The 20,509-nt window shown below is 60.5% G+C and carries 20 protein-coding genes and 1 pseudogene; 3 read left to right on the forward strand and 18 right to left on the reverse strand.

Annotated elements, in window-relative coordinates:
• Positions 1-207: 207 nt before the first annotated feature.
• Positions 208-2,356, reverse strand: a pseudogene (fdhF, locus tag EXW94_RS15015) (formate dehydrogenase subunit alpha).
• 256 nt (positions 2,357-2,612) lie between these two features.
• On the opposite strand from fdhF, the gene EXW94_RS15020 reads away from it, so the two are divergent.
• Positions 2,613-3,344 (forward strand): response regulator, encoded by a 732-nt coding sequence (locus tag EXW94_RS15020; protein ID WP_174340404.1) that lies wholly within the window; start codon positions 2,613-2,615, stop codon positions 3,342-3,344.
• On the opposite strand, the gene EXW94_RS15025 is transcribed toward EXW94_RS15020, so the two are convergent.
• From EXW94_RS15025 to EXW94_RS15050, 6 genes are all read right to left on the reverse strand, one after another.
• Entirely contained in the window at positions 3,341-4,345 is a 1,005-nt protein-coding gene (locus EXW94_RS15025; protein WP_174340405.1) for a carbohydrate kinase family protein, read from the reverse strand. The genes EXW94_RS15020 and EXW94_RS15025 overlap by 4 nt on opposite strands.
• Positions 4,345-5,205 carry a ketose 1,6-bisphosphate aldolase gene (locus tag EXW94_RS15030; protein ID WP_063624399.1) on the reverse strand — a complete coding sequence of 287 codons (861 nt, stop codon included), beginning with the start codon at positions 5,203-5,205 and terminating at the stop codon, positions 4,345-4,347. Before EXW94_RS15030 ends, EXW94_RS15025 begins: the two co-directional genes overlap by 1 nt.
• A 10-nt stretch (positions 5,206-5,215) precedes the next feature.
• Positions 5,216-5,902 carry a D-lyxose/D-mannose family sugar isomerase gene (locus EXW94_RS15035; RefSeq protein ID WP_174340406.1) on the reverse strand — a complete coding sequence of 229 codons (687 nt, stop codon included), beginning with the start codon at positions 5,900-5,902 and terminating at the stop codon, positions 5,216-5,218.
• Positions 5,903-6,023: 121 nt separating this feature from the next.
• Positions 6,024-6,965, reverse strand: a complete 942-nt coding sequence (locus EXW94_RS15040) for an ABC transporter substrate-binding protein (RefSeq protein ID WP_021242935.1) — start codon at positions 6,963-6,965, stop codon at positions 6,024-6,026.
• A 32-nt stretch (positions 6,966-6,997) separates the two neighbouring features.
• Positions 6,998-7,993, reverse strand: coding sequence for a ribose ABC transporter permease (locus EXW94_RS15045; protein WP_042719147.1), 996 nt, complete (start codon positions 7,991-7,993; stop codon positions 6,998-7,000).
• Positions 7,990-9,510 (reverse strand): sugar ABC transporter ATP-binding protein, encoded by a 1,521-nt coding sequence (locus EXW94_RS15050; RefSeq protein WP_089598635.1) that lies wholly within the window; start codon positions 9,508-9,510, stop codon positions 7,990-7,992. The genes EXW94_RS15045 and EXW94_RS15050 overlap by 4 nt, the downstream gene beginning before the upstream one ends.
• A gap of 183 nt (positions 9,511-9,693) precedes the next feature.
• On the opposite strand from EXW94_RS15050, the gene EXW94_RS15055 reads away from it, so the two are divergent.
• The gene (locus EXW94_RS15055; protein WP_174340407.1) at positions 9,694-11,973 is read left to right on the forward strand and encodes a hybrid sensor histidine kinase/response regulator; all 2,280 of its coding nucleotides are present in this window, start codon (positions 9,694-9,696) and stop codon (positions 11,971-11,973) included.
• A 69-nt stretch (positions 11,974-12,042) separates the two neighbouring features.
• Positions 12,043-12,369, forward strand: a complete 327-nt coding sequence (yjdP, locus tag EXW94_RS15060; RefSeq protein WP_089598637.1) for a DDRRRQL repeat protein YjdP — start codon at positions 12,043-12,045, stop codon at positions 12,367-12,369.
• 82 nt (positions 12,370-12,451) lie between these two features.
• Here yjdP and phnP read toward each other — a convergent pair whose 3' ends face one another.
• The 11 genes from phnP to phnF all read right to left on the reverse strand — a co-directional run bounded on the left by phnP (position 12,452) and on the right by phnF (position 20,509).
• Positions 12,452-13,210, reverse strand: a complete 759-nt coding sequence (gene phnP / locus EXW94_RS15065) for a phosphonate metabolism protein PhnP (RefSeq protein WP_174340408.1) — start codon at positions 13,208-13,210, stop codon at positions 12,452-12,454.
• A gap of 9 nt (positions 13,211-13,219) precedes the next feature.
• A complete protein-coding gene (phnO, locus tag EXW94_RS15070) occupies positions 13,220-13,654 on the reverse strand; it encodes an aminoalkylphosphonate N-acetyltransferase (RefSeq protein ID WP_100167231.1) in 435 nt (144 codons plus the stop codon).
• Complete coding sequence (phnN, locus tag EXW94_RS15075) at positions 13,647-14,198, reverse strand: ribose 1,5-bisphosphokinase (RefSeq protein WP_174340423.1); 552 nt, start codon at positions 14,196-14,198, stop codon at positions 13,647-13,649. Before phnN ends, phnO begins: the two co-directional genes overlap by 8 nt.
• The gene (gene phnM / locus EXW94_RS15080; RefSeq protein WP_174340409.1) at positions 14,195-15,331 is read right to left on the reverse strand and encodes an alpha-D-ribose 1-methylphosphonate 5-triphosphate diphosphatase; all 1,137 of its coding nucleotides are present in this window, start codon (positions 15,329-15,331) and stop codon (positions 14,195-14,197) included. The genes phnN and phnM overlap by 4 nt, the downstream gene beginning before the upstream one ends.
• Positions 15,328-16,008, reverse strand: coding sequence for a phosphonate C-P lyase system protein PhnL (gene phnL, locus EXW94_RS15085; protein WP_174340410.1), 681 nt, complete (start codon positions 16,006-16,008; stop codon positions 15,328-15,330). Before phnL ends, phnM begins: the two co-directional genes overlap by 4 nt.
• Before the next feature lie 87 nt (positions 16,009-16,095).
• The gene (phnK, locus tag EXW94_RS15090) at positions 16,096-16,851 is read right to left on the reverse strand and encodes a phosphonate C-P lyase system protein PhnK (protein WP_042719135.1); all 756 of its coding nucleotides are present in this window, start codon (positions 16,849-16,851) and stop codon (positions 16,096-16,098) included.
• The gene (gene phnJ, locus EXW94_RS15095; protein WP_023310087.1) at positions 16,848-17,693 is read right to left on the reverse strand and encodes an alpha-D-ribose 1-methylphosphonate 5-phosphate C-P-lyase PhnJ; all 846 of its coding nucleotides are present in this window, start codon (positions 17,691-17,693) and stop codon (positions 16,848-16,850) included. Before phnJ ends, phnK begins: the two co-directional genes overlap by 4 nt.
• The gene (locus tag EXW94_RS15100; RefSeq protein WP_174340411.1) at positions 17,686-18,750 is read right to left on the reverse strand and encodes a carbon-phosphorus lyase complex subunit PhnI; all 1,065 of its coding nucleotides are present in this window, start codon (positions 18,748-18,750) and stop codon (positions 17,686-17,688) included. Before EXW94_RS15100 ends, phnJ begins: the two co-directional genes overlap by 8 nt.
• The gene (gene phnH, locus EXW94_RS15105; protein WP_174340412.1) at positions 18,750-19,334 is read right to left on the reverse strand and encodes a phosphonate C-P lyase system protein PhnH; all 585 of its coding nucleotides are present in this window, start codon (positions 19,332-19,334) and stop codon (positions 18,750-18,752) included. Before phnH ends, EXW94_RS15100 begins: the two co-directional genes overlap by 1 nt.
• Complete coding sequence (gene phnG, locus EXW94_RS15110; RefSeq protein ID WP_174340413.1) at positions 19,331-19,783, reverse strand: phosphonate C-P lyase system protein PhnG; 453 nt, start codon at positions 19,781-19,783, stop codon at positions 19,331-19,333. Before phnG ends, phnH begins: the two co-directional genes overlap by 4 nt.
• The gene (gene phnF, locus EXW94_RS15115) at positions 19,784-20,509 is read right to left on the reverse strand and encodes a phosphonate metabolism transcriptional regulator PhnF (RefSeq protein ID WP_042719130.1); all 726 of its coding nucleotides are present in this window, start codon (positions 20,507-20,509) and stop codon (positions 19,784-19,786) included. It abuts the gene before it with no gap.

Genomic DNA, 20,509 nt, shown 5'->3' on the forward strand with positions numbered 1-20,509 from the left:
ACAATGCTCAAGACAGAAAGTCTTAAGCACCCGCCGCACATCTTATCCCTCTGAATTAAAATGCAAAGATGTAATTTTTTTTCGCACGAATTACATTATTTCTGCGAGCCGCTTTCCAGAATAAAAATTGATATTTTTAATGGGTTAAGCGGAAATAAAAAGGGAGTGAATATCTCACTCCCTTTATTCATCGTTTAATTAACGGCATCAACCCATTGCGCTTTCGCGCAGTCGGGCTTTCAGCTTGTTATATTCGTCGATCACATACTGTTCCGCAGCGTGCTGATCCGCAATCGGCTCCACGTTTACGGCGCAGTATTTATACTCCGGCGTTTTGGTTACCGGGCTTAAGTTCTCCGTCACCAGCTCGTTACAGGCACCAATCCACCACTGATAGGTCATATAGACCGCGCCTTTATTTGGACGGTCGCTGACCTGGGCGCGGGTGATGATGCGGCCCTTACGCGAGTTCACCCACACCAGCGCTTCATCCTCAATGCCGAGGCGCTCTGCGTCGGCGGTGTTGATTTGTGCGTATCCCGGTTCGTCCGCCAGCGCCGCCAGCGCGGCGCAGTTGCCGGTCATCGAACGGCAGGAGTAATGACCCACTTCACGCACGGTGGAGAGCACCATCGGATACTCATCGGTGAGTTTATCGATCGGTGCGACCCAGTCGCAGGTGAAGAACTGCGCCAGCCCGTTCGGGGTGTCGAATTTCTCTTTGAAGAGGTACGACGTTCCCTGGTCGGCTTCGGACTCATCGCGACACGGCCACTGGATGTAGCCCAGCTCACCCATTTTTTCATAGGTTGCCCCATAAAAATCCGGACACAGACTGCGCAACTCGTCCCAGATTTCCTGAGTGTTGTTGTAGTGCATCGGGTAGCCCATGCGGGTGGCAATTTCACTGATAATCTGCCAGTCGGTTTTCAGATCCCACTTCGGCTCGACCGCCTTAAAGAAGCGCTGGAAGCCGCGGTCTGCCGCCGTGTAGACACCTTCATGCTCGCCCCAGGAGGTCGACGGTAAAATCACATCCGCCGCCGCCGCGGTTTTGGTCATAAAGATATCCTGGACAATCACCAGCTCCAGATCCTCAAACCCTTTGCGCACCGCAGACAGCTCGGCGTCGGTCTGGAGCGGATCTTCACCCATGATGTAGGCCGCACGCACTTCGCCGTGCGCCGCGCGGTGCGGCAGCTCGCTGATGCGATACCCGGGTGTGCTCAGGCAGACTTTCCACGCCCCAGGCCTTCGCGAATTTCTCGCGATTTTCCGGGAACTTGACGTACTGATAGCCCGGATAGGTGTCCGGCAGCGCGCCCATATCGCAGGCACCCTGGACGTTATTCTGACCGCGCACCGGGTTCACGCCGACGTGCGCTTTGCCAAGGTTTCCGGTCAGCATCGCGAGGCTGGTCAGGGAACGCACGGTTTCTACGCCCTGGTAGAACTGGGTGACGCCCATGCCCCACAGAATGGCCGCGGTTTTCGCTGCCGCGTACATGCGTGCCGCCTGGCGGATCTCCTGCGCGCTGACGCCGGTTATCGTTTCAACCGACTCTGGCGTATAGCCTTCGACAATTTTCCGATACTCTTCAAAGCCTTCCGTACGGCTTGCGACAAACGCCTGGTCGTACAGGTTCTCCTCAATAATGACGTGCCCCATTGCGTTCAGCAGCGCGATGTTCGAGCCGTTTTTTAACGCGATGTGCATATCCGCAATGCGCGCGGTTTCAATTTTGCGCGGATCGCAGACGATGATTTTCGCCCCATTCTGTTTAGCGCGAATAACGTGGTTCGCGACGATAGGGTGAGAATCCGCCGGGTTATAGCCGAAAATAAACACGAGATCGGTATTATCTATCTCGTTGATGGCATTACTCATTGCGCCATTACCGACCGACTGGTGCAGACCTGCAACCGATGGGCCGTGTCAGACGCGAGCGCAGCAGTCGACGTTATTGGTACCAATAACGGCGCGTGCGAATTTTTGCATCACATAGTTGGTTTCATTCCCCGTCCCGCGTGAGGAGCCGGTGGTCTGAATCGCATCCGGGCCATACTTGGCCTTGATGGCGCTGAGGCGTGTGGCGACGTAATCGAGCGCCTCGCTCCAGGTGACGGCTTCCAGCTTGCCGCCGCGCTCGCGGCGGATCATAGGGGTTTTCAGGCGCGGGGTGAGGATTTGGGTATCGTTAATAAAATCCCAGCCGTAGTAACCTTTCAGGCACAGCGTGCCCTGGTTGGTTTTCCCCTGTGCGGCCTCTGCCCGGACGATTTTGCCGTTATCGACCACCAGGTGGATCTTGCAACCTGAGGCACAATAAGGGCAAACCGTGACGACTTTTTTCATCAGTCTGCTCCAGTTAATCGAATCTTTCGCACCCACTATGCAGCTTCTATGCCATGTTTTTAATGTGGGTATATTCAGACTGTACGGCTGATATGCGCGCAAAACCCTGACGAAAAACAGGCAATCGTCAAAATTGACGTGTCGAAAGGGTTACGGATGTGACATGGGTTGAAATTCCGTCACGTAAAAAACAATTTGGCTGGAGCCGACGGCAGAATGGTTCAGACTTAACATAATCCCCTGACGGAAGCATACGATGAAACCGGCGATTCTGGTGGTTGATGACGATACGGCAGTGTGTGAATTGCTGCAGGACGTGCTCAGCGAGCACGTCTTTACCGTGCTCGTCTGCCATAACGGACAGGACGCGCTGAACCGGGTACATCAGGAACCGGGTATCGCACTCGTGCTGCTGGACATGATGCTGCCGGATATCAACGGCCTGCAGGTCTTACTCCAGTTGCAAAAGCAGCGGCCAGAACTACCGGTGGTCATGTTGACGGGGCTGGGGAGTGAATCAGACGTGGTCGTGGGTCTGGAGATGGGCGCCGACGATTACATCGGCAAGCCGTTTAACCCGCGCGTGGTAGTTGCCCGCGTGAAAGCGGTACTGCGCCGGACGGGCGTGCTGGCAGCAGAAGCCCCCGCGCCGCGTGCGGCGGGCGTTGCTTTCAACGGCTGGACGCTGGATACCACCCGCTGCGAACTGAGCGATCCGCAGCGTAACTCCGTCCCTTTAACGCAGGGGGAGTACGGCCTGCTGCTGGCGCTCACGCAAAATGCCCGCCGGGTACTCAGCCGCGAGCAGCTGCTTGAACTCACCCACAGTGAAAGTACCGAGGTGTTCGACCGTACGATTGACGTGCTGATCATGCGCCTGCGCCGGAAGATCGAGGCTAACCCGCATCAGCCTGCGCTGATTAAAACCATTCGCGGTCTGGGCTACGTGTTTGCCACCGATGTTTCCCATAGCGAGAAAGCGGCCTAGGTATTCTCTTTGATAAACAGCTGCAGCTCCTCCAGCGTTTTCGCGCCGTCAATTGCGTTGGCGGCCAGCAGGCTTGCCCGCGCGCAGGCGTGCGCCAGATAAATACTCTCGGTAAGCGACAGCGATTCATGGCAACCGTATAAAAAACCCGCGCAAAACGCATCCCCCGCACCGACGCTGCCGATAATCTCCTCCTGCTCCAGCATCCACGACGGGATCCAGCGGCCTTGCTCACCCGGCGCTTCCCCCCATGCCCCTTCCGGGCAGTGGATCACCACCCGCTGGCGAACGCCTGCCGCCAGCAGCTGCGCGGCGGCTTCAGCAATATGGGCTGTGTTCAGCGCGTCGCTGCCGTCGCGCATCTCCAGCCCGCTAAACTCCCCGGCTTCCAGCTCGTTAATGACCAGATAATCAAGATGGCGCAGGGCAGGGAGCACCAGCGGCTGGTAGCGCGGGTCGCCCTTGCGGGACACCAGGTCGAGCGAGGTTTCATACCCCTGGTCGCGCATCTGCGCCAGCAGCCGCGCGCTGCGGGTGCCGAACTCGTCATCGGGCATATCAAGGCTGTCGAGCAGCAGCAGGTAGCCGAGATGGAAGATCTTCATCGATTCGTCTAAGCGATCGAAGGCGGGAAGATCCAGCAGGCGGTTGGCGCCCGGCGAGTGGAAGAAGGTGCGCTGCCCGCTGGGATCGGTCATGACCTGCGACATGGAGGTCGGGGCAAAGGTGGTGCGCTGCACGCGCTGGCGGTTGACGTGGTACTGGTCGAGCATCGCCAGAATGTAATCCCCGTCGCCGTCTTCGCCAATCAGCCCTACCGCCTGCAGCGGCAGGCCAATGTGCATTTTCGCCAGCGTCAGCAGCACGTTGAGCGGCGCGCCGCCGGTTGAGCGTTCGCTGTGGGTGATTTCCGCCAGCCAGCCGCGCTCCGGCCACTGCACGATCTGGTGGACGTGATCCACCAGCATGTTGCCTGCGGCAATGATCCCTTTACGTTCCATCAGGCTTTCCCCGCGCTGCCGAAGATGCGCATCTGTTCGGCGACCGTATCGGTAATGGCCTCTTCTATCCCCAGCAGCAGCTCGGCAAATTCATCGTACAGCGGCTGGCGGTTTGCCATGCGCTGCTCAACGGCGGCAAGCGCGGCCTGCGACATGCCGGTATAGAAGTTGATTTTATGAATGCCCAGCTCGATAGCGCGGCGGAAGTCGGCATCGCTAATCCCGGAGCCGCCGTGTAAAACCAGCGGCAGCCCCGTCTGCTGGCGAATGGCGTCCAGGCGCGGGAAATCGAGTTTCGGCTCGCCTTTGTATTTGCCGTGCGCGTTGCCGATGGCGACCGCCAGCGCGTCAATGCCGGTTGAATCGACAAATTCGCGCGCCAGCTGCGGGTCGGTAAAGAACGCTTCGTCCGCGTGCCCGTAAAGCGCGCCGCCTTCATCACCACCGACCGCGCCCAGCTCCGCCTCCACCGACACGCCCACCGCATGGCACATCTTCACCACTTCCCGCGTCTGGCGAATGTTTTCCTCATAGCTTAGCGTTGAGCCGTCGAACATCACCGAGCTGAACCCTAAGCGCAGGGCGCGTACGACGGCCTCAAAATGCAGCCCGTGGTCGAGGTTAAGCACCACGGGAATGTCGTGACGAGCGGCTTCGAACTTAACCGCCTCGACAAGCGACTCCAGAGACACGTACTTAAAATGCACTTCGGCGATGTTGATGATAAACGGCGAGCGTTCCTGCTTCGCGGCGGCGAACAGCGCGCGCAGGAAGTGGGAGTCGAGCACGTTAAACGCGCCCAGCGCATAGCGATGCGCCCTGGCGTGCTCAAGACCGTCGGCAAGAGAAATCAATGGCATCATTCACTCCTTATATCCGAAACAGGTTGTACTCGTTGCATAGCACCAGCACTGCCGGTTCGTCTTCTTCGATGTTGTTATAGCGGGCAACGGGCTGCAAAAAGTGGTTATCGTGCTCGTCGTCGTTTACCGATGACACTTCGCCGACCAGCACGTCTCCGAAGCCACGTTCGCCCCAGAAACTGTGGTACAGACCGGGCGTCAGACAGATGCTTTCCCCGGGCAGCAGGCGCAGCTGGCTGCCGGGCGCGTGGGTCTGACGGCAGCCGTCTATCGTGACGGTCACATCCGTGTTTTCGGTTTCTTCATGCGCGCCCGCATTCCATAACTCAATAATCAGATTCCCGCCGCCGCGGTTGATGATGTCTTCTCGCTTGCGCCAGTGAAAATGCATCGGCGTGACCTGGCCGTCGCGCACGTGCATGATTTTTTCGGCATAGCCTTTTTCATAAGGCACGCCGTTGGGCGAGCCGTTGCGCAGGGTAAACAGCGTTAACCCCTGTGCGGCAAAGCTGTTGCTGCCGAACGCCGTCACGTCCCAGCCGAGCCTGAGATCGAACACTTCCTGCCATGCGGCCTGGTCAAGCTGCTGCCATTTTGTGGGTGGAAAGCTGGCAAAAGGCGGGAGATGCACGTCGTGCATGGAAAAAAACTGTCGCGTGTGGCCGAGGATTTCGTTGATGTCGGAGCGTTTCATGGTGACTCCTTGAGTTTTATGCCACCCCCTCACCCCGGCCCTCTCCCTCAAGGGAGAGGGGGAGTAAGTTCCCTCTCCCTGTGGGAGAGGGTTAGGGTGAGGGCATCAGGCCGCACCGGGTTTACTTAACCGTCCACCCCTTATAGGTCCCGACGTTCTTTTTATCGATCATCGTCACCGGGATCAGCACAGGCGCTTTCGGCGCAGGTTTGCCCTGTAGAATGTCATAGCCGATCTCCACCGCTTTTGCCGCCATCACCTGCGGATCCTGCGCTGGGGTCGCCACAAACAGGGAGTTTTCGCGCTTCAGCGCTTCCTCACCGTCCGGGGAACCATCCACGCCGACGATAAAGAACTCGTTGCGCTGCGCCTGTTTCGCCGCCAGATCGGCACCGATCGCGGTCGGATCGTTAATGGCGAATACGCCGTCGATCTTCGGATTGGCCGCCAGCAAAGAGGTCATGACCTCCAGACCGCCTTCACGACTGCCCTTGGCGTTCTGGTTATCCGAGAGCACCTTGATATCCGGATGTTTTTTGAATTCCGTCTGGCAACCTTCCACGCGGTTCTGCACCGCAGAGACCGGTGGCCCGTTGATGATCACCACATTGCCTTTGCCTTTCAGGCGGTCGGTAATGTACTTACAGGCCATTTCGCCCGCCTGGGTGTTATCGGAGGTGATGGTCGCATCAGCCCCTTCCGCCGCCACGTCAACCGCAACGACCACGATCCCAGCGTCCTTCGCGCGCTTCACCGCCGGGCCAATCCCTTTGGAATCCGCAGCATTGAGAATGATCATGTCCACCTTCGCGGCGATGAAGTTATCGATCTGCGCCACCTGCTGGCCCAGATCGTAACCGCTGGAAACCAGCGTCACCTTGACGTTATCGCCAGCCAGCTTGCGCGCTTCCAGCTCGGCACCTTTGGTGATCTGCACGAAGAACGGGTTAGCCAGGTCGCCCACCGTCACGCCGATGGACTTCAGATCTTTCGCCTGCGCAAATGGTGTTGCGGCAAGCAGTGCGCCAGCACAGAGCGCGGTCACTAAGGGTTTCAAACGCATATGGTTTTCCTCGAAGCTGTAGGGTGTTGTTGTTATGCACTTTGATGGTGTCGGGTACGGTATTTGTCGATCAGCACCGCTATGATGATCACCGCCCCTTTGATCACCAGCTGCCAGAAGTAGGAGACGCCCATTAGCGTCATGCCGTTGTTGAGGGTGGCGATGATCAATGCACCCACCAGCGTGCCGGTGATCGTGCCGATCCCGCCGACGAAGCTGGTCCCGCCGAGGATCACTGCCGCAATCGCGTCAAGCTCATAACCCATACCGAGGTTGCCGTTGGCGCTGTAGAGGCGCGAGGCGCTCATCACCCCGCCAAGCCCGGAGAGTAGGCCGCTCATGCCGTAAACAAACAGCAGCACCAGCCAGACCTTGATGCCGGTCAGGCGCGCCGCCTGCATGTTGCCGCCCACCGCGTAGATGTGGACGCCCAGCGTGGTGCGGCGCAGGATGAACCAGCAGATAGCAATGACCGCCAGGGCGATCACCACCAGCCACGGAATCGGGCCGAGGTAGTTATTGCCGATCCACTCGAAGCTAATGTTGGAGTTAATCACCGTCGTGCCGTCCGCCAGCAGATAGGCCGCGCCCCGCAGTGCCGTATAGGTGCCGAGCGTCACGATAAAGGGCGGCAGTCCGGCAAAGGCCACCAGCGCGCCGTTGAACAGGCCCAACACCATGCCGAGCATCAGCGCGGCCGGAATGGAGAGCATCGCAAATTCAGGGATAAGCGAGACCACCATCGCTGCAACCGCCGTAGTACCCAGAATCGAGCCCACGGAGAGGTCAATCCCGCCGGTTAAAATGATGAAGGTCATTCCCGCCGCCAGCACGATGTTGATCGACGCCTGGCGGGTAATATTGAGCAGGTTGCTCTCGGTGAAGAAGTTAGGGGCGATAAAGCCAAATACCGCCACAATCAGGATAAGAATCGGCAGGATACCGACCGTTTGCATCAGATCGCTCATCAGCATTTTTTTGGCGGAGGCGGATTTCGCCACCTGCTGCGGATGGGTAGGAGTTGTCATGATTGCACCGCCTGATGATGAGTGTCGTTCACGCCGGTTGCCAGCGTCATAATGTTTTCCTGAGAGATGTCGCGCCCGTGCAGTTCACCCGCGATGCTGCCTTCGCGCATCACGTACACCCGGTCGCTCATGCCCACCACTTCCGGCAGCTCGCTGGAGATCATTAAAATCGCCACCCCTTTGCGCGCCATCTGGTTCATGATGCGGTAGATCTCGCTTTTCGCGCCGACGTCCACGCCGCGCGTGGGTTCGTCCAGAATCAGAATGCGCGGGCCGATGGCCACCCAGCGGGAGATCAGCAGCTTTTGCTGGTTGCCGCCGGACAGCCCGCCCGCGCGCACCTGAGAATGCGGCACGCGGATGTTGAGCAGGGCAATCGCGTCATCGGAAATCGACTGGGCTTTTTTACGGTTTAGCATGCCGAAGGTGGCGTCGCGCTCCAGCGTCGCCATGGTGATGTTTTCCTGCGCCGCCAGCTCCAGAAACAGCCCCTGCTCCTTGCGGTTTTCGGTGAGAAAACCGATGCCGTTATCAATGGCCGCGCGCGGGGAGTGGATCACCACCGGCTCGCCGTCCACCTCAATCATGCCGCCCGTGGCTTTGCGCACGCCGAAGATGAGTTGCGCCAGTTCGGAGCGTCCGGCCCCGACCAGGCCCGCCAGCCCGACGATTTCACCGGAACGCACCTGCAGGCTGCAGGGAAGCACTTTTTTGCCGTCAGTCAGGTGATGCACGTTGAGACGCGGGCTGCCTAACGGGATGTCGCGCTCTTTGTTAAACAGATCGCTTAACGGGCGGCCTACCATCATGCGCACCAGCTCAGAGGCATTCAGCTTGTCGCGCGTCAGGCTACCGACGTACTGCCCGTCGCGCAGGACGCTGACGCGGTCAGAGAGTTCATACACTTCCGCCATGCGGTGGCTGATGTAGATAATCGCCATTCCTTCGTCGCGCAGGCGCAAAATCAGTTCGAACAGGCGGTGCGTTTCCCGCGAGGAGAGGGCGGCGGTGGGTTCGTCCATCACCAGAATGCGGCTGTTGCGGTGCAGCGCACGGGCGATTTCCACCTGCTGCTGCTCGGCGATGGTCAGCTTCATCACCAGGTCGGTGGCGCTGAACTGCGCGCCGAGACGGTCAATCACCGCCTGCGCCTGGGCGGCCATCTCTTTGCGCTGCACCATCCCGCCGCGCGACAGCTCGCTGCCGAGAAAGATATTTTCGGCAACGGTCAGATTGGGCGCGAGCTGCATCTCCTGATAAATCAGCGTAATGCCTGCGGCCAGCGCATCTTTTGGGCCTTTGATATGAAACGGTTGGCCGTCGATCAGGATTTCGCCGCTGGTGGCGGTATAGGCTCCCGCGAGGATTTTCATCAGCGTGCTTTTTCCCGCGCCGTTTTCTCCCATCAGCGCGTGGATCTCACCGGGGAAAACCGTCAAATCTACACCCTTGAGCGCGTGGAAATTACCAAACGTCTTGGCAATATTGCGCATCTCTAAAACCGGGGTTCTGCTCATGGCGGATCTCCTGCGAATGTCGATATCTGCACTTCATCACAGGTGCGTAAATGCAAAATGTCAGAAGCTGTTCATATTTGTCATAGTTATGAATAGCTAATCGCCGTCACATTTCTCTTTTCCCTTTCCCTGTGGGAGAGGGGTAGGGTGAGGGGACACCAAATCGCAGAGGAGCCCAAATCCATGCCATCACGCCCCCCGTTTTTCGCCAGCGCCCGCGGACGCCTGCTGATTTTCAATCTGCTGGTGGTCGCCGTTACGCTGATGGTGAGCGGCGTGGCGGTACTCGGCTTTCGTCACGCCAGCCAGATCCAGGAGCAGGTGCAGCAGCAAACGCTGGATGACATGACCGGCAGCATGAACCTGGCCCGTGATACCGCTAACGTGGCGACGGCGGCGGTGCGGCTCTCCCAGGTCGTCGGGGCGCTGGAGTACAAAGGCGAAGCCGAGCGGCTGAAGCAGACCCAGATGGCGCTGCGCCACTCGCTGGAACAGCTTGCGGAAGCGCCTCTGGCGCAGCAGGAACCGGCGCTGGTGGCGCGCATTATTCAAAGAAGCAATGAATTACAGCAGAGCGTGACGGAGATGCTTGAGCGCGGGCAGCGACGCCATCTGGAGCGTAACGCGCTGCTCAGCTCGCTATATCAAAGCCAGAGCTATCTGCGTCATCTGCAGGACATCAACCGCCGCTACAGCAGCAACGTACCGGACGCGCAGCAACTGATGGAAATGGACAGGCTGATCGCTGCCGCCATCGACACCCCTTCGCCGCGCGCGACCGTTCAGCAGCTTGACGCCGTAACGGCAACCCTTCCCCGGCGCGCCATCCAGCCTGTCGTGAACAGGGTTCTGCCTGATTTTAACGTCGAGCTGCATAAACTCGCCCCTCTGTCGAAGCAGCTGGAAGAGAGCGATCTGGCGATCAGCTGGTATATGTTCCACATCAAGGCGCTGGTGGCGATCCTCAACAGCGACATCAATCAGTACGTCGAGCAGGTGGCGAACGCCTCCACGCTTCGTACCGCTCAGAGCCATCAGGAGCTGCGCTCGATCAGCGTGTTTATCAGCATTTTCGCCGTGCTGGCGCTGATCATCACCGGGTGCGCCTGCTGGTATATCTACCGCAATCTGGGCTCTAACCTGACGGCTATCTCCAGAGCGATGTCGCGCCTTGCGCATGGCGAGCAGGACGTATCGGTGCCCGCGCTGCAGCGGCGCGATGAGCTGGGCGAGCTGGCGCGCGCGTTTAACGTTTTTGCCCGCAACACCGCCTCGCTTGAGCACACCACGCGCCTGCTGAAACAGAAAACCACGCAGATGGAGATTGACCGCATCGAGCGTCAGGGGCTGGAAGAGGCGCTGCTGCACAGCCAGAAGATGAAGGCGGTCGGGCAGCTGACCGGCGGGCTGGCGCATGATTTTAACAACCTGCTGGCGGTGATCATCGGCAGCCTTGAGCTCACCGACACCGAATCAAAAGACGCGCCGCGCATTACCCGGGCGCTGAAGGCGGCCGAACGCGGCGCGCTGCTGACCCAGCGCCTGCTGGCGTTTTCCCGCAAGCAATCCCTGACGCCGCATGGGGTAGAGATGCTGCCGCTGCTGGAGAACCTCCGGGAACTGATGCGTCACTCACTGCCTGCCACCCTGACCCTGGAGATTGAAGCACAAACCCCGGCGTGGCCCGCGTGGATAGACGTCAGCCAGCTTGAAAACGCCATTATCAACCTGGTGATGAACGCGCGTGATGCGATGGAAGGGCAAAGCGGGGTGATAAAAATTCGCACCTGGAACCAGCGCGTGACCCGCAGCGACGGACGCAGGCAGGACATGGTGGCGCTGGAGGTCATTGACCACGGCAGCGGCATGTCGCAGGCGGTAAAATCCCGGGTCTTTGAACCGTTCTTCACCACCAAGCAGACCGGAAGCGGGAGCGGGTTAGGCCTGTCGATGGTCTATGGGTTTGTGCGCCAGTCCGGCGGTCGCGTGGAGATTGAAAGCGCGCCGGGGCAGGGCACCACCGTGCGGCTTCACCTTCCGCGATCGACGCTTCCCGCCGCTTCCGAGGATGAAGCGCTCTCAACCACCGCTACCGTTGAGAACGAGCGGCTTGTACTGGTGCTGGAGGACGAAGCCGATGTCCGCCAGACCCTGTGCGAGCAGCTGCATCAGCTCGGCTATCTGACGCTCGAAGCGGACAACGGCGAGCAGGCGCTGAACATGCTGGCGGCGTCACCGGATATTGGCATGTTTATCAGCGACCTGATGTTGCCGGGAAACCTGAGCGGCGCTGAGGTAATAAACCAGGTGCGCAGCCAGTATCCGCAGCTTCCGGTTCTGCTGATCAGCGGTCAGGATTTGCGACCCACGCATAATCCGCAGCTGCCCGACGTTCAGTTACTGCGTAAGCCGTTTACACGTGTGCAGCTGGCACAGGCGCTGCGGAAGGTCATGGTAATTTGAGATTCCTCCGCTACCCCGGCTCCCCGCCGTTCATTATCGTAAGGCCAGTTCACCTGCGAGTCTGGCCTTATGAAACGTTACTCAACTGCTCTGTTATTTGGTCTGCTGTCACTCACCAGCCAGCTGGCTCATGCCGATATTGTTGATGATGCTATTGGCAACATTCAACAGGCGATCAACGATGCTTATAACCCCAGCAGCAGTCGCAGCAGCGATGACGACGACGATCGTTACGATCGCAGCCGCCAGACCGACAGCCGCCAGTACGACGATCGCCGTCGGCAGCTTGAGGACAGACGCCAGCGCTTAGATGAGCGCCAGCGCCAGTTGGATGACGATCGCCGTCGGTTAGAAGAGGATGAGCGCAGGTTAGAAGACGATTACGATCGAGGTTAAAGCCTGGTGGCGCTTCGCTTACGCAGGCCTACAAAACCCTGGGCCGTAGGCCGGGTAAGGCGCAGCCGCCACCCGGCAAAACTCAGTCGAGCACCAGCACCATCCCGTCATACCCCGCCTCAATTCCCTCCGGCAGCGGGTTATCCATCATCCACACGTCAAGCTGATGGCTGATGTGCGTCAGGATCACCTGCGGGCAGCCAATGACCTCGTTCAGCGCAATCACGGTAGTTAAGTCGCAATGGTTGCGCGGCGTTTCCTCGCGCGGTTCATGGCTGCAGTCGATAATCATCGCCTGCGGCTGGTTGTTGAGCAGGAACTTCACCGTTTTCTCCGGCAGTCCGGCGGTGTCGGAAAGCCAGGCCACCCGGCTGTGGGCCGATTCAAGCAGATAGCCGAAGGTCAGTCTGGAATGGTTGAGCGGTAGCGGCGTGACCCGCAGCCCCTGGAGTTCAAACATCACAAACGGCTCCAGCGTGTGGCTGAAATCCAGAATCCCCGGGTGCTTAAACAGGTCGTCGCATCCCGCTTCGTCCGGCGGACCGTAAACCGGAATCGTCGCGCCCACGCCCCAGCGCAGGGGAAACAGCCCCTGAACGTGATCCATATGGTAGTGCGTGAGCAAAAATTGCTGAAAGCTGCCCGCGGGCCAGTCGTCCATCAGGTGCGGAATGCCCGCGTCCAGCAGCGTCACTGCATCGTTGAATTTGACTACTGCGCTGCAGGGGCGACGGCGATAGCTGTCCTGCAGGCGCGCCCGGCGGCAGGCCGCGCAGTCGCAGCCAAAGACCGGCACCAGCTGGGCGCCACCCGTCCCCGTCAACGTGATGGTCAGACTCATAACGCACCTCTACAGCGGTTTGGTGAATCGGAAATGGCTCTGCGTATACCCTTCACGCACGTAAAAACGGTGGGCATCAGTGCGCTTTACGCTGGTGGAGAGCTCCGTTAGCTCAGCACCCGCCTGGCGAGCGATCGCTTCCGCCCATGCCAGAAGCTGGCTGCCCACTTTGTGCCCACGCGCCTGCGGCATCACCACCAACTCCTGGATCTCGCCGATCCAACGCGCATGGTGCAGGTGAAACTGCATGTGCAGACCGATCATGCCGATGACCTGCCCGTCCAATTCGGCAAGCTGGTAGCGCATGTTGTGATCCTGCAGGTTGGCAAGGTAGCCCGCGTGAAACGCCTGATGATCGAATTCTGCCTGCTTAAGTTCGCAGATGAGGGCGTAAACACTCTGCGCATCGTCGGCGGTTGCGGGGCGAAGCTGGCAGTCAGGCATGCTGTTTCTCCTTCTGGCGGATCAGCGTTAAAAAGGTCTCGACTGACTGTAGCAAACTTCCGTCGTTATTGAGGACGTAACAGCCCGACGGGGTGTAGCGCGCCGCACGCTCCAGGCGCTGGTCTATCTCTTTTGCGCTTTCGCGGCCACGATTTTGCAGGCGGTTACGCAGGATCTCCGGCGACACCTCTAAACAGACCGGCAGCAGCGCCGCTTCATATCGGGAACGCGCCTGCGGTAGATGCGCGCGCGAGCCGTTAACCAGCACGTCAAAACCCGCGTGCAGCCAGAGGTCGATTTCGATGCCCACGCCATAGTAAAAGCCGTTGGCGTGCCAGCTCAGCGCCAGCAGATTTTGCCCGGCGCGGGTAAAAAATTCCTGCTCGCTCAGGGCGATATGGTTTTCGCTTCCGGCGTTGGCCGCGCGGGTGATGTACCTGTGCGCGACCAATAGTCGCGCGTGTTCCTGCTGCCGCAGCGCCGACAGCAGGCTATCTTTCCCGGAGCCGGACGGCCCCATTAACCAGATGAGTCTTCCCATCAGAACACCCTTTTTCCCTGACGCCAGACGTGGTCGATATGAACGTGTTCGCCCTTGCGGTGGGCGAGCACCAGATCCGCACGTTTACCTTCCGCGATTTCCCCGCGATCGTGAAGATTGAGCGCGGTGGCCGGGTTTTTCGTCACCAGGCGAATCGCCTGCGGCAGCGTAAAAGTGTTGCCCTCGTCGTCCGCCACCCGGAACGCCGCATCCAGCAGGCTGGCGGGGTAGTAGTCGGACGAGAGAATATCCAGCAGGCCGAGGGAGGCGAGCCTGCTTGCCGCCACGTTACCGGAGTGCGATCCGCCGCGCACGATGTTCGGTGCGCCCATCAGCACGTTCATGCCGTGCCTGCGTGAGGCTTCCGCGGCTTCGAACGTGGTGGGAAATTCGGCGATCACGCTGCCAAGTCGGTGGGATTCGCGCACGTGATCGTGCGTGGCGTCGTCATGGCTGGCCAGCGCGATGTTGCGGTCACGGCACATCGCGGCAATCGAGAGGCGGTTCGGCTGCGACCACCGTGCCGCAAGTGCCAGCTGCTCTTCTTCGTAGCGCGCCATCTCGGCGTCGTTGAGCGAGTATTTGCCCTGATAGTATTCGCGATACTTTTCAATGTTGGCGAACTGGCGCTGTCCGGGCGAGTGGTCCATCAGGGAGACCAGCGAGACCGGCTCGCGCCCGACCAGCTTTTCAAACAGCGGCAGGGTAGTGTGGTGCGGCAGCTCGCAGCGCAGGTGCAGACGGTGCTCGGCGCGGTTGAGGCCGCGTTTTTGCGTCTCCTCCACGGCGTTGATCATCTTCTCCAGATTCTCCAGGCGATCGCCGCCGTCGCGCACGTCGCCAATGGCCACCGCGTCGAGCACGGTGGTGATGCCGCTGGCGACCATCAGCGCGTCGTGGCTGCTCATCGCCGAATGGGCGGGCCAGTCCACCTTCGGGCGCGGGGTGAAGAATTTGTCCAGATTATCGGTATGCAGCTCAATCAGCCCCGGCAGCAGCCAGCCGCCTTCGCCGTCCATCGCTTCAGGGGTACGGCTCTGGGTTTCGGCAAAGGCGCGAATAACGCCGTCATGAACTTCAACCGAGCCATCAACGACTTCATTTTCCAGCACCAGCCTGACGTTATTGATAATCATGCGTCGTTCCCCATCGTGTGCAGTCTGTCCGCCACGCGGCTGCGTACGGTTTCGTCGTGGAAGATCCCGACGATCGCCGCGCCGCGCGCTTTGGCCTGTTCGATCAGCTCAACCACTGCCGCGCTGTTTTTATCGTCGAGCGAGGCGGTGGGTTCATCCAGCAGCAAAATCGGGTAGTCAACGATAAACCCGCGCGCGATGTTAACGCGCTGCTGCTCGCCGCCGGAAAAGGTCGACGGGGCAAGGTGCCACAGGCGTTCAGGCACGTTGAGGCGCGTTAGCAGGCTGGCGGCTTTGGCGGCGCAGGTTTCGCGCGGCACGCCGAGATCCAGCAGCGGCTGCATGACCACGTCCAGGGCGGAGATCCGCGGGATCACCCGCAGAAACTGGCTAACCCAGCCGATCGTCGTGCGGCGCACGTCCAGCACCTTGCGCGCCGGAGCCTGAACCAGATCGACCCACTCATCGTTGTGGCGAATGCGTATGTGGCCTTCGTCCGGCAGGTAGTTGGCGTACAGGGAGCGCAGCAGGGTGGATTTTCCGCTGCCGGAGTGGCCGTGCAGCACTACGCATTCGCCCTTGCTGACCTCTAACGAGGCGTTTTGCAGCACCGGCAGGCGCACGCCGTTTTGCTGGTGGAGCACAAAGGTTTTACTGACGTTTTGTACGTGGATCATGTTGGCCTCGCGATTCGTTTTGCCGGGTGGCGGCTTCGCCTTACCCGGCCTACAAGGTGCGGTGTGCGTTTTGCCGGGGTGGCGCCCTCAATTCTGCAACACGGACGACACCAGCAGCTGGGTGTACGGATGGTGCGGATCGTCGAGTACCCGGTCGGTTAGCCCACTTTCCACCACCTGACCCTGCTTCATCACCAGCAGACGGTCCGCCAGCAGGCGTGCGACGCCCAGATCGTGGGTGACAATCACCACCGCAAGGTTCAGCTCCACCACCAGACCGCGCAGCAGGTCGAGCAGGCGCGCCTGCACGGAGACGTCCAGCCCGCCGGTGGGTTCATCCATAAACACCAGCTTCGGGTGGGTGACCAGGTTGCGTGCGATCTGCAGACGCTGCTGCATCCCACCGGAGAAGGTTGTCGGCAGATCGTCGATGCGCGAGGCGGGGATTTCCACCTCCTCCAGCCAGTGCTGGGCGGTGGCGCGGATGTTGCCGTAATGGCGCGCGCCGGTGGCCATCAGGCGTTCGCCGATGTTGCCCCCGGCGGAGACCTGACGGCGCAGGCCATCCATCGGGTGCTGATGCACCACGCCCCACTCGGTGCGCAGCAGGCGGCGGCGCTCGGCCTCGCTTATGCCGTAGAGGGAGCGTCCCTGATACAGGATCTCACCGTGTTGCGGCGCGAGGCGCGCGGAGATGGACTTCAGCAGCGTCGTTTTGCCGGAGCCGGACTCGCCGACGATCCCCAGCACTTCGCCCGGCCACAGCTCGAAGGAGACATCGCTGAAGCCTTTGCCCGGCGCATAAAGGTGAGTCAGGTGATTAACCGAAAGCAGCGGTTTCATTGGCCGTTCGCCTCGCTCTGTTGGCGGCAGTAATCGGTGTCGGAGCAGACAAACATCCGTTTGCCCGTATCGTCCAGCACCACTTCATCCAGATAGCTGTGTTTGGAGCCGCAGATGGCGCACGGTTCGTCCCACTCCTGCACCGTAAACGGGTGATCGTCGAAATCGAGACTCTCCACCCGGGTGTACGGCGGGACGGCGTAGATGCGTTTTTCACGCCCGGCGCCGAACAGCTGCAGGGCGGGCATCATGTCCATCTTCGGGTTATCGAATTTCGGGATCGGCGACGGGTCCATGACGTAGCGCCCGTTTACCTTCACCGGATAGGCGTAGGTGGTGGCGATATGGCCGAAGCGGGCGATATCCTCATACAGCTTCACCTGCATTACCCCGTACTCTTCCAGCGCGTGCATGGTGCGGGTTTCGGTTTCGCGCGGCTCGATAAAGCGCAGCGGCTCCGGGATCGGCACCTGGAAAATCAAAATCTGATCTTCCGTCAGCGGGGTTTCGGGGATGCGGTGACGGGTCTGGATCAGCGTCGCGTCTTCGGTTTTTTCGGTGGTATTGACGCCGGTGACGCGCTGAAAGAAGCTGCGGATCGACACGGCGTTGGTGGTGTCGTCGGCACCCTGGTCGATGACCTTCAGCACGTCCGCCTCGCCGATCACGCTGGCGGTGATCTGAATACCGCCCGTGCCCCAGCCGTAGGGCATCGGCATTTCGCGGCCGCCGAACGGCACCTGATAGCCCGGAATGGCCACCGCTTTCAGTATCGCGCGGCGGATCATGCGTTTGGTTTGCTCGTCCAGATAGGCAAAGTTGTAGCCGCTTAAGTTAGCCATTGGTGCGCTCCCGTTGCAGGCGTTTCAGCAGTTCCAGTTCAGCCTGGAAATCGACGTAGTGCGGCAGCTTGAGGTGCGAGACAAAACCGGCGGCCTCAACGTTATCCGCGTGGGCCAGCACGAACTCTTCGTCCTGCGCCGGGCCTGCAATGTGCTCGCCGTAGTCCGATGCCTGGAGTGCGCGGTCGACCAGCGCCATTGCCATGGCTTTGCGCTCGCCGAGGCCGAACACCAGCCCGTAGCCGCGGGTAAAGTGAGGGTCTTCATTTTCGGGCGCGACAAAACCATTCACCATTTCACACTCGGTCATCAGCAGTTCGCCGACGTTTACCGCAAAACCCAGCTCTTCCGGCACGATTTCGACGTCGATATAGCCGCTGCGGATCTCGGCCGCAAACGGGTGGTTGCGCCCGTAGCCGCGCTGGGTGGAGTAGGCCAGCGCCAGCAGATAGCCTTCGTCGCCGCGCATCAGCTGCTGCAGGCGGGACGAGCGCGAGCACGGGTAAACCGGCGGCGTGCGGGTGATGTCATCCGGCTGCGCGCCAGAATCTTCTTCCGCCTTCGCCAGACCCTGTTTCGCCAGCAGGCTGAAGACGTGCGGAGACGGTTCTTGTTCGGCGTCAGAGGTACTGAGCTGCGGTGCTTCGCCGTTCGCCAGTAGGGTAAAATCCAGCAGGCGATGGGTGTAGTCGTAGGTGGGGCCAAGCAACTGGCCGCCGGGAATGTCTTTATAAACGGCAGAAATGCGGCGCTCCAGGCGCATCTGTGCCGTGTTGACCGGCTCGCTCACCGCCAGTTTGGCAAGCGTGGTGCGGTAGGCACGCAGCAGGAAGATGGCTTCGACGTTATCGCCGCTGGCCTGCTTCAGGGCCAGCGCCGCCAGCTCGCGGTCGGCGATGCCGCCCTCGGTCATCACGCGATCGACGGCGAGGTTTAACTGCTGCTCAATCTGGGCGACGCTCAGCTCGGGAAGCCGTTCATCGCCCCGTCGTCTGTGCGCCTGCAACGCATGGGCGGCGGCGATCGCTTTTTCGCCCCCTTTGACGGCAACGTACATCAGCACACCTCCACGTGGGTGGTCCGCGGGATCGCCAGCAGGCGCTCGCCGCAGGTCAGGATCAGGTCAATGCCCAGCGGGAACGGGTGCGGGCGCTCGGTCAGCTCGTGAATGATGCACTCCGGCAGCTGCGGCGCGACCATGCGTTCTTCGGCGATGCCTGCGCCCGTCAGGCGCAGCATGCGGCCGCCGCTCAGGCTGGAAACCTGCAGGATCAGCGTGGCGCTGGTCTCCGGGGCGACGGCGCTGCCTTCACTCAGGGCGTTAAGCTGTTCATGGCTGATTTGCTCATCGGCCACGGCAAAGATTGCCTGCTGGGGCTGATCGACCAGCGGGGCGCTGGTGTGAAAACGCAGGTTCTGGCTGGCGATATCGTTGGATAATGCGCCTGAAAGCCAAACAGGCGTGTCGTTGTCGGCAAGGGTCAGCAGCACGCTGGTGGTCGCCAGGTTCAGCGGCAGCCAGCCCTGTGAAAGCTGGTGCAGCGAGACGATCACGCCCGGCTCGCTCATCGCCTTCAGCAGGCGACGAAAACTGTGTTGGGCATCCTGGACGGCCAGGGTTAAAGCAGGTTGAAGCGTCATGCGTTGTCTCCGCGAACGAGCGTAAAGAAGTCGACCCGGCTGGTGTTCACTTCGGCCTGACGTGCGGCAATGCGCGCGGCGCGGTCGGCTTCCAGCGGGGCAATAAGGGTTTCCATTAACGTCTGGAAATGCGGCTGTTCCTGTAAAAGCGCGTCGATCACCGCGCAGCGCTCGGCGTGGGCTTTGTCGCGCCCCAGCACGTAGCTGTAGCCCAGCGTGCCGCTGTTCAGGCGGATTGCGGCGCGGGTGAGGGTGGCGTCTCCGGCGAAGAAGCGCTCGCCGGTGCCGCCCATGCGCGCCTGGATCTGAACGAGGCCAATCTCCGGTGCGCGGAGGGTGTCGTAATCAGGTGCCAGGTTAAGGGCGCTCATGCGGGCAGAGAGCGCAGCAGGCTGGCTGTGGGCCAGCACGCGCATCCAGCGCTGTCGGGTGGAGATGTCGAAGTGCATTCAGTGCTCCATGGTGAATTCGATCATGTCGGCGCGGGTCAGGCTGACGGAGTATTCCGTCGCGTTGATCTCGCCGTCACGGTGGTTGAGGGTGCGTACGCAGAGCAGCGGAGCCATGTTGGGAATTTCGAGGACCTTGCTCTCTTTCGCCTGCGCGCGACGGGCGCTGATGCGCGTCTGGGTGCGCTTGAGCGCAATGCCTGTCGCATCCTGAAGAAAATCATGTAGCGAGCCGCTGGAGAAACGCTGGAGCACGGGCCAGAGGGCGAGGTCCGCGAAGTAGTGGTCTATCTGGCATACCGCCACGCCGTTCACCCGGCGCAACGTGCGCAGGTGGATGACGTTATCGCCCTCCTGAATGCCCAGCGCGTCCGCCACGTGGCTGGAGGCCGGGCGCAATACCGAGAGCAGCTTTTCGCTGGTAGGGTGGCTGCCCTGATCCAGCAGGTTCTGGCTAAAGCGCGCCTGGGCGTTTAGCGGGTAGTCGAACGGGCGCATCAGCACCAGCACGCCCACGCCCTGACGGCGCTGGACCCAGCCGCGCTCGACCAGCTGGTCAATGGCGCGGCGCAGGGTGTGTCGGTTCACCTCATAGCGGTCGGCAAGCTGCTGCTCGGCGGGCAGGTAGTCTCCACAGCGGTAGTGCGTGCGCAACTCCACTTCGAGCTTTGCCGCAATCTCTTGCCAGCGGGTGGGGTAACTGGTCGGATGTCTGGATAAGTGCAT

Origin of the sequence: Enterobacter sp. JMULE2 (assembly GCF_013337145.1) — a bacterium.
Classification (GTDB): domain Bacteria; phylum Pseudomonadota; class Gammaproteobacteria; order Enterobacterales; family Enterobacteriaceae; genus Enterobacter; species Enterobacter mori.

What these genes read in the sequence shown, in the direction of transcription:
- phnO (WP_100167231.1), bottom strand. Translation starts at nt 13,654, where the DNA reads ATGCCTGACTGCCAGCTTCGCCCCGCAACCGCCGACGATGCGCAGAGT.
- phnF (WP_042719130.1), bottom strand. Translation starts at nt 20,509, where the DNA reads ATGCACTTATCCAGACATCCGACCAGTTACCCCACCCGCTGGCAAGAG.
- phnK (WP_042719135.1), bottom strand. Translation starts at nt 16,851, where the DNA reads ATGAAACCGCTGCTTTCGGTTAATCACCTGACTCACCTTTATGCGCCG.
- EXW94_RS15030 (WP_063624399.1), bottom strand. Translation starts at nt 5,205, where the DNA reads ATGCCATTGATTTCTCTTGCCGACGGTCTTGAGCACGCCAGGGCGCAT.
- EXW94_RS15045 (WP_042719147.1), bottom strand. Translation starts at nt 7,993, where the DNA reads ATGACAACTCCTACCCATCCGCAGCAGGTGGCGAAATCCGCCTCCGCC.
- phnJ (WP_023310087.1), bottom strand. Translation starts at nt 17,693, where the DNA reads ATGGCTAACTTAAGCGGCTACAACTTTGCCTATCTGGACGAGCAAACC.
- EXW94_RS15050 (WP_089598635.1), bottom strand. Translation starts at nt 9,510, where the DNA reads ATGAGCAGAACCCCGGTTTTAGAGATGCGCAATATTGCCAAGACGTTT.
- EXW94_RS15020 (WP_174340404.1), top strand. Translation starts at nt 2,613, where the DNA reads ATGAAACCGGCGATTCTGGTGGTTGATGACGATACGGCAGTGTGTGAA.
- phnG (WP_174340413.1), bottom strand. Translation starts at nt 19,783, where the DNA reads ATGCACTTCGACATCTCCACCCGACAGCGCTGGATGCGCGTGCTGGCC.
- EXW94_RS15025 (WP_174340405.1), bottom strand. Translation starts at nt 4,345, where the DNA reads ATGGAACGTAAAGGGATCATTGCCGCAGGCAACATGCTGGTGGATCAC.
- EXW94_RS15040 (WP_021242935.1), bottom strand. Translation starts at nt 6,965, where the DNA reads ATGCGTTTGAAACCCTTAGTGACCGCGCTCTGTGCTGGCGCACTGCTT.
- phnL (WP_174340410.1), bottom strand. Translation starts at nt 16,008, where the DNA reads ATGATCCACGTACAAAACGTCAGTAAAACCTTTGTGCTCCACCAGCAA.
- EXW94_RS15055 (WP_174340407.1), top strand. Translation starts at nt 9,694, where the DNA reads ATGCCATCACGCCCCCCGTTTTTCGCCAGCGCCCGCGGACGCCTGCTG.
- phnP (WP_174340408.1), bottom strand. Translation starts at nt 13,210, where the DNA reads ATGAGTCTGACCATCACGTTGACGGGGACGGGTGGCGCCCAGCTGGTG.
- EXW94_RS15035 (WP_174340406.1), bottom strand. Translation starts at nt 5,902, where the DNA reads ATGAAACGCTCCGACATCAACGAAATCCTCGGCCACACGCGACAGTTT.
- EXW94_RS15100 (WP_174340411.1), bottom strand. Translation starts at nt 18,750, where the DNA reads ATGTACGTTGCCGTCAAAGGGGGCGAAAAAGCGATCGCCGCCGCCCAT.
- yjdP (WP_089598637.1), top strand. Translation starts at nt 12,043, where the DNA reads ATGAAACGTTACTCAACTGCTCTGTTATTTGGTCTGCTGTCACTCACC.
- phnM (WP_174340409.1), bottom strand. Translation starts at nt 15,331, where the DNA reads ATGATTATCAATAACGTCAGGCTGGTGCTGGAAAATGAAGTCGTTGAT.
- phnH (WP_174340412.1), bottom strand. Translation starts at nt 19,334, where the DNA reads ATGACGCTTCAACCTGCTTTAACCCTGGCCGTCCAGGATGCCCAACAC.